Annotated in this window: 15 protein-coding genes, 1 other RNA gene and 1 pseudogene; 8 read left to right on the top strand and 9 right to left on the bottom strand. The window is 43.0% G+C overall.

Annotated features, from left to right (window positions below):
• Nucleotides 1-47: 47 nt before the first annotated feature.
• The 3 genes from Q4533_RS13530 to Q4533_RS13520 all read right to left on the bottom strand — a co-directional run bounded on the left by Q4533_RS13530 (nt 48) and on the right by Q4533_RS13520 (nt 5,219).
• On the bottom strand, nt 48-3,128 hold the full coding sequence (locus tag Q4533_RS13530; protein ID WP_303502912.1) for a chemotaxis protein CheB: 3,081 nt from the start codon (nt 3,126-3,128) through the stop codon (nt 48-50).
• Between the two features lie 287 nt (nt 3,129-3,415).
• Nucleotides 3,416-4,306: a bile acid:sodium symporter family protein gene (locus tag Q4533_RS13525; RefSeq protein WP_102440326.1), complete on the bottom strand. Its 891-nt coding sequence runs from the start codon at nt 4,304-4,306 to the stop codon at nt 3,416-3,418.
• Nucleotides 4,307-4,412: 106 nt separating this feature from the next.
• Nucleotides 4,413-5,219, bottom strand: coding sequence for a class II aldolase/adducin family protein (locus tag Q4533_RS13520; RefSeq protein WP_303502911.1), 807 nt, complete (start codon nt 5,217-5,219; stop codon nt 4,413-4,415).
• Nucleotides 5,220-5,307: 88 nt separating this feature from the next.
• On the opposite strand from Q4533_RS13520, the gene Q4533_RS13515 reads away from it, so the two are divergent.
• Entirely contained in the window at nt 5,308-6,240 is a 933-nt protein-coding gene (locus Q4533_RS13515) for a LysR family transcriptional regulator (protein WP_102440328.1), read from the top strand.
• 496 nt (nt 6,241-6,736) lie between these two features.
• Nucleotides 6,737-8,008, top strand: a complete 1,272-nt coding sequence (locus tag Q4533_RS13510; protein WP_102440329.1) for a YeeE/YedE family protein — start codon at nt 6,737-6,739, stop codon at nt 8,006-8,008.
• Between the two features lie 62 nt (nt 8,009-8,070).
• Here the strand turns inward: Q4533_RS13510 and rnpB are convergent.
• Both rnpB and rsmI read right to left on the bottom strand, forming a co-directional pair.
• Nucleotides 8,071-8,414, bottom strand: an RNA gene (gene rnpB, locus Q4533_RS13505) — RNase P RNA component class A.
• A 113-nt stretch (nt 8,415-8,527) separates the two neighbouring features.
• Nucleotides 8,528-9,370, bottom strand: a complete 843-nt coding sequence (rsmI, locus tag Q4533_RS13500; protein WP_102440330.1) for a 16S rRNA (cytidine(1402)-2'-O)-methyltransferase — start codon at nt 9,368-9,370, stop codon at nt 8,528-8,530.
• Between the two features lie 89 nt (nt 9,371-9,459).
• Between rsmI and Q4533_RS13495 the strand changes: the two genes are divergently transcribed.
• The 4 genes from Q4533_RS13495 to Q4533_RS13480 all read left to right on the top strand — a co-directional run bounded on the left by Q4533_RS13495 (nt 9,460) and on the right by Q4533_RS13480 (nt 12,868).
• Nucleotides 9,460-11,283: a penicillin-binding protein activator gene (locus tag Q4533_RS13495; protein WP_303502910.1), complete on the top strand. Its 1,824-nt coding sequence runs from the start codon at nt 9,460-9,462 to the stop codon at nt 11,281-11,283.
• Nucleotides 11,284-11,294: 11 nt separating this feature from the next.
• Nucleotides 11,295-11,621: a YraN family protein gene (locus tag Q4533_RS13490; RefSeq protein ID WP_102440355.1), complete on the top strand. Its 327-nt coding sequence runs from the start codon at nt 11,295-11,297 to the stop codon at nt 11,619-11,621.
• Nucleotides 11,622-11,702: 81 nt separating this feature from the next.
• A complete protein-coding gene (locus tag Q4533_RS13485; protein WP_076541969.1) occupies nt 11,703-12,296 on the top strand; it encodes a phosphoheptose isomerase in 594 nt (197 codons plus the stop codon).
• On the top strand, nt 12,293-12,868 hold the full coding sequence (locus Q4533_RS13480; RefSeq protein WP_102440332.1) for a BON domain-containing protein: 576 nt from the start codon (nt 12,293-12,295) through the stop codon (nt 12,866-12,868). The genes Q4533_RS13485 and Q4533_RS13480 overlap by 4 nt, the downstream gene beginning before the upstream one ends.
• An 83-nt stretch (nt 12,869-12,951) precedes the next feature.
• Here the strand turns inward: Q4533_RS13480 and Q4533_RS13475 are convergent.
• The 4 genes and pseudogenes from Q4533_RS13475 to rpe all read right to left on the bottom strand — a co-directional run.
• Nucleotides 12,952-13,149 (bottom strand): annotated as a pseudogene (locus tag Q4533_RS13475) (EamA/RhaT family transporter); the annotation flags it as partial.
• A 75-nt stretch (nt 13,150-13,224) separates the two neighbouring features.
• The gene (gene trpS, locus Q4533_RS13470; RefSeq protein ID WP_102440333.1) at nt 13,225-14,226 is read right to left on the bottom strand and encodes a tryptophan--tRNA ligase; all 1,002 of its coding nucleotides are present in this window, start codon (nt 14,224-14,226) and stop codon (nt 13,225-13,227) included.
• Nucleotides 14,227-14,230: 4 nt separating this feature from the next.
• Nucleotides 14,231-14,953: a phosphoglycolate phosphatase gene (locus tag Q4533_RS13465; RefSeq protein WP_102440334.1), complete on the bottom strand. Its 723-nt coding sequence runs from the start codon at nt 14,951-14,953 to the stop codon at nt 14,231-14,233.
• Nucleotides 14,954-14,955: 2 nt separating this feature from the next.
• Nucleotides 14,956-15,630, bottom strand: coding sequence for a ribulose-phosphate 3-epimerase (gene rpe / locus Q4533_RS13460; protein WP_102440335.1), 675 nt, complete (start codon nt 15,628-15,630; stop codon nt 14,956-14,958).
• A 300-nt stretch (nt 15,631-15,930) separates the two neighbouring features.
• Between rpe and Q4533_RS13455 the strand changes: the two genes are divergently transcribed.
• Both Q4533_RS13455 and Q4533_RS13450 read left to right on the top strand, forming a co-directional pair.
• Nucleotides 15,931-16,299 (top strand): hypothetical protein, encoded by a 369-nt coding sequence (locus tag Q4533_RS13455; protein ID WP_102519742.1) that lies wholly within the window; start codon nt 15,931-15,933, stop codon nt 16,297-16,299.
• A complete protein-coding gene (locus tag Q4533_RS13450) occupies nt 16,299-16,481 on the top strand; it encodes a DUF2970 domain-containing protein (protein ID WP_076541979.1) in 183 nt (60 codons plus the stop codon). The genes Q4533_RS13455 and Q4533_RS13450 overlap by 1 nt, the downstream gene beginning before the upstream one ends.
• Nucleotides 16,482-16,492: the final 11 nt, after the last annotated feature.

Genomic DNA, 16,492 nt, shown 5'->3' with positions numbered 1-16,492 from the left:
GTGCACTTGGTCATGGCTATCTTCCTTTGCCTTTGGATATCACTTTGCTATTCCATCTTGCAAAGTTTCTCCAGATTATTTTGTACATCCACCAATAAATTCCTAAGCTCTGCTTCAGAGGAGTTATTCCCCCGCTTAAGTATTTCCCTTACATTATTTAAGGTTTTTAAGTTGTGCTTTTTATCGGTAATGTTTTTAGTCACACAAACAAACAGACCTTGTTGTTGTGAGTACATTGAACATTCAAACCATTGCTTAGTTTCTTTTACGTAATACTCAATTTTTTCTGGCTTGCCAGACATAGCGACGCGACCACAAGCAGACATAAAGTCACTATTCGATTGGAGGATATTTGGAATGACTTCACTGCCATTTTTTCCAATTACGTCATGTAGTTCGGTTATGCCAACATAAGCGTTGTTTACTTCAAGATAGTTGAAGTCTACCGCTTTGTCATTGTTCAAAATGATTCTTTTATAGGCAACTGCATGGGAGGAATTTTCAAATAATAATCTGAAGCGCGATTCCGATTGCGTCATGGCAATACTCGCCATTCTGTTTTCAGTATTGTCACTAAAGGTGATCACTACGCCATCGATGAGGTTTTCTTGGGTGCGATAAGGCATGATGCGCACGATATACCAGCGACCATCATGGGTTTGCACCTCTGTTTGCTGAAATATCAGGCTCCGCAGCACTTCGCAGGCATCATCAGCCAAGGCGGGATAAATTAACGAGCTAACTAAATCAGTGATCGGACGACCAACATCACTGGCAATGAGTTTGAAAATACTGCGTGTTTCAGTGGTATAACGGCGCACCTTAAGATCGCTATCTAAAAACAAGGTGGCAATATTGGTGCTATTAAGCAGGTTTTTCATGTCATCACTGGCTTCTGACAACTCATTAACTTTAGTGTTTAGCTCATGATTGACGGTTTGTAATTCCTCATTCATCGACTGCATTTCTTCTTTAGAGGTGGTCAGCTCCTCGTTAGTACTTTGCAGCTCTTCATTGGTGCTTTGTAATTCTTCATTAGTCGACTTGAGGTTTTCTTGTGCAAACTGCATCTCATTGGTGGTGATCCTTAAATCATCCCGAGCCTGTTGCAGGACTTGGTTTAAGGCAACTATTTCATCAGTATCAGTAGTGCTATCAACGCCATCAGCGCTACTGTGCGTGCTTAAAGCCGAAGTCTGCATTGATGATTCACTAAACAGCACCAATACCATGCCACACAGACTTGCAGGTTGCAGCAATGGTTGCACACTCACATCCACTTGCACTGTATTGCCATTAGTCCCCACACTAATATTTCTTAGTTCAGCCTTCTTCTTTTGGCGCACAGCCCGATTAAACACTTCACTTATGGGCGCAGTTAAACCTTCACGAGCCATTGCAAATAGATTGTGATTCACTTTACCGGCTGCGGGCTCTAAATAATTGCCAGTTTTACCATTGATATAGACGATATCCGCTTGCTCTGTGGTCAGCAACGCCGCTGGCACAAAGTGCTCTTGCAACAGCGATTGGGTCAAGTCTTCTAAGTTCAAATCATCAACTCCTTGGGTTTTAGCGGGCACCAGTTTTTCAAACATTTGCTCAGGTGAATAGCCACCTGAGGTTCTGCTTGGAAAGCTCATTAAATTAATCGGTTCAATTGTCTCGCATCGCTGATAAATACGCAGTTTTTCATGCACAGCACTAAACAGGACGTCGTCTTTACCTATGGTTTCAGAGGAGCCTAACACCAGCACCCCACCAGGATTTAAGCTGTAATGAAATAAGGGGATCAGCTTTTGCTGTAAATCCGCTTCTAAATAGATAAACAAGTTTCGACAACTGATTAAATCAAGCTTAGTAAATGGTGGATCGGTGACCAGATTTTGCTGGGCAAAAATAACCATTTCCCGTATTTCTTTACCGATGCGGTAACCTGCCTTATTGGCCACAAAATAATGATCTAATCGCGTTTGAGCAATATCATCTGCAATACTCGCCGGGTAGATCCCAGCTCGGGCTTTTTTAACCGCGTCATTATCAAGATCGGTGGCAAATATCTGCAACTCAAAATGCTGGGGATAACTCCCTTGCTTTAAGGCTTCTTGAAACACGATTGCCAATGTATAAGCCTCTTCACCGCTAGAGCAAGCAGGTACCCAAGCTCGCAAGGTGCCGCCTTCTGGGTGTTTAGCCAGCAATGCTGGAATAACCTCATCCTGAAGCTGCAGCCAAACCTGACTGTCACGGAAAAAGTGTGTCACACCAATGAGTAACTCGTTAAACAGCAGTTCATTTTCTTGGGCATTACTGCGTAAATACTGAGCATAGTCAGCAATGCTGGTGAGCTTATGCAAAGCCATGCGCCGCTCAATACGTCTATAAATGGTGCTTTTTTTGTAACGGGAAAAATCATGCCCTGTATGGGATCGCAGCAAGGCGATGACTTTTTCAATGTCGTGGTGATCTTGTTCAGTATTTTCAACCTGAATAGGCATGTGGTTGAGGTAATTAACCACATTATCCATTAACACATCTGCGGGTGCTACAGCATCAACTAGTCCGGTATCAATGGCACTTTTAGGCATACTGGCAAATTTGGCCGTATCAGGGCGCTGTACAAACACTGCACCAAATTTTTCTTTGATAGCCCGTAACCCAAGCGTGCCGTCTGAGCCCATTCCCGACAGAATCACCGCAATGCTTTGAGCCTGTTTATCAGCCGCTAAAGACTTAAGAAAATAATCTATCGGTAAATGTAACCCATGGGGCTCAACACGAGGAAATAGCAGTAATGTCCCATTTAAAAGAGTTAGGTCATAAGCGGGCGGGATAACATATACATGATTGGGCTTAACCATCATGCGATCGCTAATTTGTAGCACCTTAAGCGGGGTTACACGCTGCAACAGCTCACACATAATGCCTTTATGGTGAGGGTCTAGATGCTGCACCACCACAAAAGCCATACCGCAATCAGCTTTAGCCTGGCTTAAAAACTGCTCAATGGCCTCAAGGCCGCCAGCAGAAGCACCAATACCAATAATAGGAAAGTCAGCCTTTGTCGCCGACGTTTTTACATCAGTTGTCAGCGGAGTCGGCGCGGTAGCAGCATTGGGCTTTTTCATTATTTGAAGTGATTTTATGTTAAAGAAGTCGAGTTTAGATAATGCGCCCCATGAGCAAGAAACTCAATAAACTTAGCCTCATTACTGATTAATAAGGACTTTAATACATATATTGGTCGTAATTACAGACGATTCAATCATAGAGGTTAGCACTAAGCACCTCTATAACGGATGATTTAGCTATTGTATAGTGGCCATTAATATTCACCTTATCGCATTAGTTATTATTAAATAAAGTGCCACCCATTGTTAATGTTTGAAAGTCATGATAACAATAGCCTTCATCATTAACGATTAGCAGGTTGCTGCACCTGTGTTTTTCGGCCGCGAAAGTGCTTAACCCAATACACTAATAAACTAGGGCCAATGTACATAGTTAAACCATATACCCCTGCGGCAATAGCATACTCAGGTTCATGCAAAAAACTGATCGCAATTAATATTGCCAAAGCCGCATTTTGCATACCAACTTCAATGCCTAACGTTAGTCCATCAATAATGGATAATGAGCACAACCTAGCCAGTAATAGCCCCATCATTACCGATAATATATTCAGTGAAATACTCGCCAGAAAGACTTGTTCAAATGATTCGAGTAACAACTCACGCTCTTTGATTATCAGGGCAATAATCATAGTGAGCATAAAAAACAGTGAAAACCGCCTAAAATACACTGCCACTTTTTGTGCCCAAGATGCGTAATGGTGCCGAATCACTATGCCTATCAATACAGGCAGTAAAGTAATCAGCACCAGCCCTAAGGCCGCTGCCAAAATTGAAAACTCTGTCGCTTGATCACCTACAAATAACAGCACCGAGTAACCAATAATAAACGGCGTGGTAAACACACAAATTAATGTGGATAACGCCGTTAAACTGACTGATAGTGCTAGATTTGCTTTAGCTAAATGACTAAAGACATTAGACATAGTGCCGCCGGGACAAGCTGCAAGGATCATCAAACCTACCGCCAATGCAGCATTAAGGTCTAACGCGATACAAATACCTAGCGCCAACAAAGGCAGCAGAATCACTTGCCCAAGCAAACCCACTATAATGGGTTTAGGTGTGCGCCATAAGCGCGTAAAATCTTGCTGAGTTAAACTCAACCCCATACCAAGCATAATAAAGGCCAATGCCAGCGGTAATAACACCTCAGTAAAAATTGACGCTTCCATACATCCCCCCCTGATGTCCATTGATGTCCATTGATGTTATTTATCCCTGCAGGTACTTTCTACTGGCACTTTTTGCTGACGCCTATAATCACTGTTTGCTCTCGCTTTAATCAAGAAAACGACTATCTTGAGCAAGCACTTGTTGGAACAAGGGCTGAAAGTTACCCCATGTCACCAAGTCAGAACCATTAAAATGACGGGTTTTAGTGGCAATTTCATCGCTAATAAGCTGCATATTGCCCGCTGCTTGTGCCAATAATTGACTATGGCAACAACTGTCCATCATCACAAAGTTAGCCACCGCAGCATCTACTGATTTAGCCACGGTTAACAGCCCATGGTTTTGTAAAATAACTGCGGTATTATCAGCTAATGATTCAGCAATCATATCGCCTTCACTTAATTCAGCGACAACTCCTGTGAACGCATTAAACACACTGTGATTTTGATAAAACATACAAGCATCTTGGGAAATTGGCGCTAATAACTCACCCGAGGCAGAAAAAGCGCGACCATAAGTGGTATGCGCATGAGCAATGGCATTCACATCCGGTCTGGCATGATGGATCCTAGAATGAATGGCAAAAGCGGCATTATTAATGGCAGAGTTCCCCTCAATAATATTACCCTGGTGATCAACCCTAACTAAGTCAGAGACTGTAATGTGGCCGAAGTACATCCCAACAGGATTGACCCAAAAAGTCTCTGGTTCAATGCAGTCACGCAAGGTAATATGCCCTGCTAATCCTTCATCAAATCCTTTAAGGGCAAACGCCCTAAAACCTGCCGCTAAGCGCTGCTTTTCATATTCACGTTGCTCTAGCGGATCGCTAAATGTCGCTGGCATTGGTAGCTTATATTTCTCACTACCTATGGTCATGCGCTTCGCTTGTTCCATCATATGACTATTCATTAACTGTTCCTTTTTTAACTCATGTTAATCTAATGTAAATAGTCGTAAGATAAATAAAAGTGATATAAATTTATGGCGAAACATTAATATGATGCATAGTAAGATTGATTTAAATTTGTTCTTAGTGCTCAAAGCTGTCTATCAAGAAGGCAGTATTACCGCCGCTGCGACTAAACTGCATCTTACCCAGCCAGCGGTTAGCCACGCACTAGCACGATTACGAGACAAATTTAACGACCCACTGTTTATCCGCCACGGCAGAAAAATGGTGCCTTCATCCGTTTGCCAGAACATTATTCCCCAAGTGATTGACGGATTAGCAGTGTTAGAGCAAACACTGTCAGACAATACAGCCTTTGATGTCAGTCAACATCAGCGGGAGATTAAGTTTGGTTTTCGCGATATTTTAGAATCGATATTTTTCCCAGTATTGGTCACTGACTTACTGACAAATACCCCTAATATCACAGTAAATAGCCGTCAAGTTACACAGGTTGAAATGGAGCCCGCGTTAATGCATCAAGACTTAGATATTGTCATTGATGTATTAATGCCAACCCATGACGATATTCGCCACACACTAGTGTGTAATGAGCGGTTTTCGTTAATATGCCGCCAAGGTCATCCGATATTGCAAGACTTAACCTTAGCCAACTATGTTAATTTCCCCCACGCCTTGGTCACCTTAAAAGATTCCAAAGTTGACCTCGTGGATATGGCGTTAGCGATGCACGGGCTTGCGAGAAAAATAGCCTTGCGATGTGAGCATTATTTTGCAGCCACCAGCGTGATCAGTCGCAGCGATATGTTACTGACTATGCCAAATGCTTACGCCAGTCTACTCAAAGATAAAATGCCCGTGAGTGTGGTAGAGCTGCCCTTTGAAGTACCCGATTTACCTGTCTATATGTATTGGCATAAACAAGCGGAGCAAGACCCATTAAATGGTTGGATGCGAGATAAACTGTTAAAAATCGCAAAGGAAGAGTTAGACTTAAGAGTTGAGCACAAGCAGCCATAAAAGAACCCGTAACTCACGCACTCCTTATTCTCCAAAAGGGGGCTTTGTGATGTAATAACACGCTGACTTACAATCACTATAGCGCCTATTTTATTATCGTCTAGACACTCAATACTCTATTACAGCCAATGACTAACGCCTCAAATATTGAGTCATAACCAATAACAAGCCAATGAAAAGCCAATGAAAAGCCAATGAAAAGCCAATGAAAAGCCAACCAACATAACGGCCATGTTATTTTGATCCATATGCTAATAAATGAATCGATAATTGAGCTCTTTCATGGTTTAGACATTAAATAATTATCATCATAATTCACTTTATTGCATGAGTTATGACAAAGCAGTCTATTTAAAACAACGGTTGACGATAGACAGCAACAAGCGGGTTCACCATAATCGCCCTAAAAATAGCAGATGCACTTAAATACTTGAAAATAATGTCATTTGTTTAATTTCTGTTTTGAATTTGTTATCAAATGTAGTGGGTTGGTCTAGTGGAAATAAATAAAAATCAAGCAGTGATGGCCGTTGCCATTTTGCTATTAACCTTAGTGGTTGGTGCGACTCAATTAGCCAATGACGGGCTGTTTTTACGCTTGTTATTAGGCCTTAGTTTAGGCTTTGCGTTAGCCAAAGGCGCCATCGGTTTTGCAGGCAGTATTAACCGCGCTTACCGCCGCGGCTCTACTCAATTATTGCAAACCCTGATGTTCATGTTTGTGATCACTGCCATCATCAATGCCGGTTTATTGCTTAACGCTGATAGCCAGCACTATGATTTATGGATTAACCCCATTAATGCAGGGCTATTGATTGGCGGCATCATGTTTGGTGCAGGCATGAGCTTATCCAGCTGCTGCGCAACGGGGATGATGGTGGAGTTTGTCAGTGATGTGCCAAGAGCGGCAATTACCTTAGTGTTTTTTGGCGCGGGAGTCTTTTTTGGCTTTCCATTACAAAGCAGCCAAAGCTGGATAACGGATAGCTGGTTTTCATCAGCAAGCTATCAAGGTAAAGGGGTATTTTTACCCGACTTGTTTGCTGGCACGCCGCTAAATGGTTACTTCATGTCAATTTTAGTGACCATAGTTTTAGCGTTAACCGTGGTGATTATTGCCAAAAAATATGAAAACTATCGCCGCCGTAAAGGCTCATACTTAGGTGTCGCCGGTGAAATTGAGCGTCAACAGCTTCAATCCCAAAGCGTTAACCGTGATGCAGACACACAGTTCACGTTATTTAGCCGTAAAACATATCAAAACTGGCTTGCCAGCCTGTGGCAAATGCGCACCACAGCATTAGTTATTGCCGTTATTTTTGGCATCATGATGGCAAGTACTGGCTCAGGCTGGGGCGCATCGACCCCCTTTGGTATTTGGTTTGCTAAAGGTTTGATGTTGTTTGGGGTTGAAATGAACACCATTACCGAAATAAGCCAGCGCCCTGAAGCTATGTTCAGTACGCCTTTTTTTGAACACGGGGTATCAGTACAAAACTTGGCGATTTTCTTAGGCACGCTCATCGCGGTGTTATTTATGGGTAAATTTAAATTCTCATTTGCCATAAACCACTCCACAAAACAGCTGGCATTGTTTGCTTTAGGTGGACTGTTAATGGGCTTTGGTACACGCTTTGCTAACGGCTGTAATGTCGGCGCCTTGTTCACCCCAATTGCTAATTTCTCATTATCTGGTTGGGTATATTTACTGGTACTTGTCATCGGCGCCATTGCTGGTAACCGTTTCCAACAAGCGGTAATGAAATAAGTTACTGATAGACTAGACAGCAAAAAGCCCGCTTATCTTTCGATAAGCGGGCTTCGTACTATTAGGTGAGCTGGCCGATAAGCCGGGTCCTGTCTTGGACAGTTATTCATCTAGGCCTGCAATCGCTCACAGGCTCAAGCGACCTACCCGGTCCCAACGCGAGCAGCGCCATACGGGACCCTATTTGGTCTTGCTTCGGATAGAGTTTACCTTGCTACGAACTATTACTAGCCGCACGGTGCGCTCTTACCGCACCCTTTCACCCTTACCAACCGAAGTTGGCGGTCTCCTCTCTGCTGCACTTGTCGTCGGTTTACACCGCCCAGGCGTTACCTGGTATCCTGCTCTTTGAAGCCCGGACTTTCCTCCCCGTTCTTGCGAACGCAGCAACTGTCTGGCCAACTCGGCGCGGATTATAGCCTAAGCCACTGCAACACACCAACTAAAATATGGCTTTATGGCAAACCATATGAAGCTGAGGTAAACAGGTTGAGCTAACTACTCAACTCAACCTATTCTCTATAGACCGATTTCTAAACCGTATTTGTAAAGCGCATTCTTTTTAAGGCCGTAGATTTCGCCAGCCAATGCCGAGGCTTTTTTAAGTGGCAGTTCTTTACATAGCAATTTTAAAGTATTGATCACCACTGTGGGTATTTCTGAATCACTGTCACTGCGGTGACCATGGATCATTAATACGATTTCGCCTTTTTGCTGATTTAAGTCATCTTTAACTTGTTGCAGTACAGCGCCTGCTGCGCCAGATAAAAAGGTCTCAAAGGTTTTAGTCACTTCACGGGCCATGACAATTTCACGGTCTTCGCCTAATGCCGCCACAATTGACTCTAAACTGTGCACTATGCGATGTGGTGATTCATAGAAGATTAAGGTTCTTGAGTCTTCTTTAAGTGCTGATAATTTGTCTAAACGGCCTTTTTCTTTTGAAGGTAAAAAGCCTTCAAATGAAAAACGATCTGAAGGTAATCCTGATGCACTTAAGGCGGTAATTGCTGCGCAAGGGCCCGGCAACGGAATAACATTGTAACCTGCTTCACGCACCTGTTTGACCAAGTGGTAGCCAGGATCTGAAATGAGCGGCGTGCCCGCATCAGAAATAAGTGCCACAGCTTCACCATTACTCAGCTTTTGAATAATCCACTGGGCTCTGTCACGTTCATTATGATCATGCAACGCCGTCTTACGGGTTTCAATGCCAAAATGACTGAGCAATTTACCACTATGACGCGTGTCTTCACAGGCAATAAGTTTAACGTTATTAAGCACCTCGATTGCACGGCTGCTGATGTCTCCTAAATTGCCTATAGGAGTGGGAACGATATAAAGTGCGACCGATAGGTCCATAACTACCTCTGTATTGACTATCATCAAGACTTTCGCCAAGTGAAAGAGCAGGTTAAACTAGAGTCAGCATCTTACCAGAGTGAAGCCCTGTGTTAAAAAGACTGAATACAACTAAATTTGTTTTCGCCGCCATTTTATCAGCCGTGTTATTTGGTTGTGCGACTCAACCTACTGAAAATAAACAGGCTATTGATAGCTCAATGGCATCCGTTGAACAAACGGCTAATGTTTATTTATCTGCAGCAAGCAATGCTAAACAGCCGCAAATTCGCGACCGCTATTTGCTACTTGCCGCCCATGCTTATATCAATGATGGCAATTTTGTTGCCGCAAGCAAGCTTTTGACCTCGATGAAAGCTGATTTGCAAAGTGATTTAAGCATTCAGGCTGAGTATATTTACCTTTCTGCGCGGGTGGCTGAAAACACCAGCTCAGATGCCGATGCATTAGCAATTTTACGCTATCCTAGCCAATGGAAATTACCCCAGTGGCAAAGAGTCACTTATCATCAATATAAAGCCCGCTTATTTAATCAAACTAAGCAGCCTATTGATGAGCTTAGACAATTAAGTTTACTCAGTTTATATCTTCCGCAGCAGCAAGCCTTTGAAGTGAATGACACTATTTGGCGTACGCTACAGCCACTGCATGAAGAAACCATTAAAAGCTTTATGAGTGACAACAGCAATCCCACTTTTTCAGGCTGGTTACAGTTAGCCTATATTGCCAAACATTATGCGGTTGACCCATCACAGCTAGTTCGCTACTTAGGCGAATGGCAACAAACCAATCCTAATCACCCAGGTGCGAGCAAGCTACCTTCTGATTTAGAGCAAGCCTTAAATGCCAAGCCGTTTAAACCGCAAAATATTGCGGTGCTATTACCGCTTACGGGCAGCCGCGCTGATGTTGCTGAGCCTATTAGACAAGGTCTGTTAGCCAGCTATATGGCCGCAATTGAAGACAATGTGGAGCTTAATTTTTTTGACACCAACCTTGGGGTTGAGCAGGCCTATCAAGCTGCTATTGCTGCAGGTGCTGAATTTGTGATTGGGCCGCTATTGCCTTCAGCAGTTGAAGAGCTGCAAGCCCTCAATGAGCAAGGCTTACTCACTGTGCCGCAGCTGTATTTAAATCAAACCGACAGCTTTACCCCAAAAAATGATCAGTTTTACTTTTCGTTATCGCCAGCACAAGAAGCCAGTGATGCCGCGCAAAAACTGTATGAAGATGGCATCACGCTACCGTTATTGTTAGTCAGTAATGACTCAACGGGTAAACGTATGGCAGAAAGCTTTAATAAAAAGTGGCTTGAGCTCACTGAAGACAATGCTGAAGTCCACTTTTATGATCGCGGCGATCAGATGAAGCTAACAGTACAAGAAGCCTTAGGTGTTAAAGACAGCCAAGCGCGAATTGCTAGAATAAAAGAGCTGATTGGCAACAATATTGAAGCTGATTTTCGCTCACGTCGTGATATTGATGCTATTTACATGATCTCAGCCGCAAAAGATTTAGTGCTATTAAAGCCCTTTTTAGACGTCAATTTTAGTGTGTTTGCCGATCCGGTGGCCCTGTATACCACCAGCCGCAGCCGTTTAAGTGGCAGCTCAACTCAATCAGCTCAAGAGCTTAACAACCTGATGATCAGTGATATCCCTTGGTTAATGGGCACGAATACTGAAACCACCATGGTCAAAAAACTCTGGAGCAGTTGGAATAACAGCCAAAAGCGTTTATACATCATGGGTTATGACGCCCTTGATTTAGTCAATCGTTTAGCGCAAATGCGCGCCTTTCCTGGCTACCAGTTCAATGGCCGTAGTGGCGCATTATCGGTGGATGAAAATGGCGTCATTGAGCGTAAACTCAGTTGGGGCAAATACCAACGAGGCCAGCTGCGCCCATTATGATGTCCTCAACTGTGGGTCAAGGCCAACAGGCTGAATTAACCGCGCGTACTTACCTTGAGCAGCAAGGCCTTAAGTTTGTGGCTCAAAATCAGCGTTACCGCTTTGGTGAAATTGATTTAATCATGCGCGACCAACAAACTTGGGTCTTTGTTGAAGTAAAATTTCGCTCATCAACCCAATTTGGCGGCGCACTCACCGCCCTGTCTGCAGCACAGATTTCTCGCATCAGAAAAGCAGCCCAACAGTATATACAAACCCATAAAATCAATGCCCCATGCCGTTTTGATATGGTTGCCATTAACACAACCGACATTCAATGGCTTCAGGGGTGTTTTTAAACAGCCATTTTTAGCTATAATGCTGCTCAATTGAAGATATAAAGCATGCTAGCAACACTTTACCTTGTAAGGATTTAACCCATGTTAGAACGTATTAAAGATAGCTTTACAGAGTCAATTCAAACCAAGATTGATGCTGCTGAAGCATTACCAGAGTCGATTGAGAAAGCGGCTGAAATGATGGTGCAATGTCTTTTAAGTGGTAACAAGATCCTAGCCTGTGGTAATGGTGGCAGTGCAGGTGACGCGCAGCATTTCTCAGCTGAGTTATTAAACCGCTATGAAATTGAGCGTCCACCGCTACCTGCTATCGCGTTAAGTTGTGACACTTCAACCATTACAGCTATTGCTAACGATTACAGCTATGACGAAATTTACTCAAAGCAAATCATGGCACTGGGTCAACCAGGTGATATTTTATTAGCAATTTCGACCAGCGGTAACTCAGGTAACATCATTAAAGCCATGGAAGCTGCATTAAGCCGTGACATGACTATTGTGGCATTAACCGGTAAAGACGGCGGCGCTATGGCGGGCTTGATGAGCGCTGGCGATGTTGAAGTACGAGTTCCATCCAATGTCACTGCGCGTATTCAAGAAGTTCACTTATTAGCAATTCACTGCTTATGTGACAATATTGACCGCACTCTGTTCCCACAGGACGAGCAAGCATGATAAAAACGGCTCTTGTCATAGCAATACTTTTCCTTCTTCAAGGCTGCGCTGGCGTGGTGATGGTTGGTGCTGTTGGCGGGGCCAAAATGGTCAATGATGAGCGTAGTATGTCGACACAAATCAGTGATACCAATGCCGACTTTGAAATTACCAGCGCACTGTCTAAGCATGAAGATATTCATAACCAGACCAATATTACCGGTGTGGTGTTAAACAGTAATGTATTGATGATTGGTCAATCTCCTAACTCAATGTTGCGGGATAAAGCCATTAAAACGGTACAAGAGCTGGAAATTGGCGGCAAATTACATAATCAAATTCGCATTGGTAACCCTACCTCATTTACCACTCGCAGCAACGACACTTGGGTAACAACCAAGGTTAAAACGCGGATGCTAAATGAGAAGTCTTTGGATGTGACCCGAGTTAAAGTGATCACGGAAAACGGCGAGGTATTTTTACTGGGGTTAATCGATCGCGAACAAGCGGATATTGCGGTTGATATCGCCCGCAATACTTCAGGTGTACGTAAGGTAATCAAAGTATTTGAGTACGTCGATAAAGATGACTAGCTCAATAACTCATCATTAGACTGCCAATAAAAAGAGTTTGTATAGACTATTTTTATTGGCTGTTGCTAATGAGTAACCTTCTATTATTGCGTTTCGACCAACCTATTAGCCAATACTTTACGCTTGGCTATCAAGACTTTTCCACATATTGAAACGAGTGTTGTCGGCAGCACAATCAACCCAGCTCCCAGCCAACCGAGCCCATCTAACCATTCCCCAAACCATACCCATCCAAACATGACACAAAATAGTAATCCTGAGTATTCAGCCACGGCGATTTCAAACCATTAGCCTTTATTGGCAGCTCACAAAAAGCCAGCTTGATGCTGGCTTTTTTTGTCTTAAAAAAACAGATACTACACAATCATACCGATTTTCTCGTAGACCTTTTTGATCGTCTCTTCTGCACGAGCTTGTGCCTTTTCAGCACCGGCTTTAAATACTGCATTAAGATAATCTTCATCGGCTCTAATCTCACGGTAGCGCTCTTGCAGCGGCTCAAGCATAGCGACAACTGCTTCACCGGTAGCGACTTTTAAGTGACCGTACATTTTGCCTTCAAAGTCTTTTTCAATTGACTCGATTGACTGACCATTACAACCTGACATCAGGCTTAATAAGTTTGAAACGCCTGGTTTTTCTTCAACGTCAAAACGCACCACTGGTGGCTCTTGGCTATCGGTCATGGCTTTTTTCACTTTCTTCATAATCGCTTTAGGATCATCAAGTAAACCAATAACGTTGTTACGGTTTTCATCCGACTTAGACATTTTCTTAGTCGGCTCTTGCAGTGACATGACTTTTGCGCCCGTTGGCGGAATGAACGGCTCTGGCACGACAAACGTATCACCATAGGCATTATTAAAGCGCGTCGCGATATCACGGGTTAGCTCTAAGTGCTGCTTTTGATCTTGACCAACAGGTACTTCGTTAGCTTGATATAGCAAGATATCTGCAGCCATTAATACAGGGTAATCAAACAAGCCAACATTGATGTTGTTTGCATGCTTTTGCGACTTATCTTTAAACTGGGTCATACGGCTTAGCTCACCCATTTGGGTGTAACAGTTTAACGCCCAGCTCAGCTGTGTATGCTGCGGAACTTGAGATTGTAAAAATACCGTGCTTTTTTCAGGGTCGATACCGCATGCAAGGTAAATAGCTAAGGTATCTAAACAGGCTTCACGTAGTTTCGCAGGGTCTTGTCTTACAGTAATTGCATGTAAATCAACTACGCAATAAATACAGTCGTGGCTATCTTGCATGTTAACCCATTGACGAAGTGCGCCCATGTAGTTACCAATACTCAGCTCACCTGATGGTTGAGCACCACTAAACACGATAGGTTTTGCAGTCATTCGTTTATTGCTCCATTGATGTTGCATTCATTTCAGCGGATAAATTCAGTAGCGCTAAAATTTCATTAAATTGTTCACATACTGCCGTTGGGCTGCTCAGGGCGATATCTTCACCGTAGTTGTAGCCATAGGTCAAGCCAATTGAGCTTAGACCGGCAGATTTCGCAGCGAGTATGTCATTCTTTGAGTCACCTACCATAAGCAGTTGTGCTGGCTCAAGTTGCCATTGCTGCAAAATATGCGTTAATGGCAATGGGTCGGGTTTCATTTTTTCTAACGAGTCGCCACCAAGTACAAGATCAAAAAACGCACTTATACCAAAAGACTCAAGTAACGGTGTGGTAAATTTGTACGGTTTGTTAGTCACAATTGCCATGTTATAGCCAGCAGCTTTTATCTGCTTCAAGGTGCTTAACACGTTAGGGTACAAGCTACTGTGTTTTTCTAAATGAAGCCCATAGTGGTGCATAAACCTTGGCATAACTTGCTCTAATTGAGCGTCAATAGCCTGCGTATCAGTCACTTGTGGTTGAGCAAACATTAAAGCGCGGCGCATTAACATATTGGCACCATTGCCAACCCAGCTTCTAACTTGCGCTTCTTGTGCGTTAGGTAATGATAACTCTGTTAGTGTTGCATTAGTTGCCGCAGCTAAATCAGGAACGCTATCAATAAGTGTTCCATCTAAATCAAAAGCGATGGCTTTAATATTAGAAAATACTGTCATAATTAGCCTTCAACTTTTGCTAGTTCATCACGCATTTGATCAACAACTACTTTGTAATCAGGTTGATTGAAAATAGCAGAGCCTGCGACAAACATATCGGCGCCTGCAGCGGCGATTTCAGCAATATTATCTACTTTTACCCCACCGTCGACTTCTAAACGGATGTCATAACCGCTGGCATCAATAATGTCACGCACTTGCTTAAGCTTAGCCAGTGTCGATGGGATAAATGACTGGCCACCAAAACCTGGGTTTACTGACATTAATAAAATCACATCCAATTTGTCCATCACATGGTCAAGGTAATGTAATGGTGTACCAGGATTAAACACTAAGCCTGCCTTACAGCCTGATTCTTTAATCAGCTGTAGGCTGCGATCAAGATGTTCTGTGGCTTCTGGGTGGAAAGTTATAATTGATGCGCCTGCTTTAGCAAAATCAGGAATTAGACTATCAACTGGCTTAACCATTAAATGTACATCAATATCAGCAGTAATGCCGTAGTCCCGCAACGCTTTGCATACCATAGGGCCAATGGTTAAATTAGGCACATAATGATTATCCATAACATCGAAATGAACAACGTCAGCACCGGCATCTAAAACGGCTTTAACGTCATCACCTAAACGGGCGAAATCGGCAGATAAAATAGATGGGGCAATCAAAAATGGACGCATAGTCTTCTCGAGGCGGTTATAAGTGACAGTATTTTACCCTTTGCAGAGAAATCGCTCTAGTCTCAATCGCTAATAAAACTTTTTCAACAGCAAGAAATGTAAATTTTAGTGCTATGTCGATATTAAGTTGATCTAGATCACACATGATGACTGTTCAATATCTAAACAAACTTGCTATAATGCGACACATGTCACTGTGTATTGTGAACAATCTTCTGCTAGGCAGCGTATATGCCAATGTAGATAGATGATTAATCCCTTTTGAATAATTTCTGAAAGTATAAGACAAGGATAGCCCTTATGATGTGCCGTCAGCTAAAAATGAGTACTACGCAAACAGGTAAAGTAACATTAAAACCTGCTGTTAGCTTATTTTCGACTAGCGCATTAATGCTTGTTGCCTACTTTTTCATGTCAGAAAGCGAGCCCGCCTTGCAAGCTCAGCAATGTGATTGCTCTGACAATGTTGCCTATAACGCGAGTTTACCCAGTAGCCATCCGACTAACCGCTGTGCAGTTGATTCAGATAATGTCAGTTGGGGAAGTTGGGTAACAGGCAATAGCCGCTCAAGTCAGTTTCACTTTTTAGATTTATTGGAGTTACTGCATAGTAATGACCACAATAGACCAATAAGTGATATGCCAACGAATAACCCTAACGCACTTTAATGTCTATTTGGCAGGTATTTACCAGTACTATCGCCGCATTTTTTGGGGTGCAAACGGAAGATAATCGCCAACGTGATTTTAAGCAAAGTCGATCACCCTTACCCTTCATCTTTATGGGCATTGCACTGGCAGTGCTGATGGTTTTATCGCTAATATTGATTGTTAAGCAGGTACTGAGCTAAGCCAGTATTTA

The sequence above is a fragment of the Shewanella sp. 6_MG-2023 genome, from assembly GCF_030547195.1.
In the GTDB taxonomy this organism is placed as follows: domain Bacteria; phylum Pseudomonadota; class Gammaproteobacteria; order Enterobacterales; family Shewanellaceae; genus Shewanella.
This window is presented reverse-complemented; position numbering and strand designations above follow the sequence as displayed.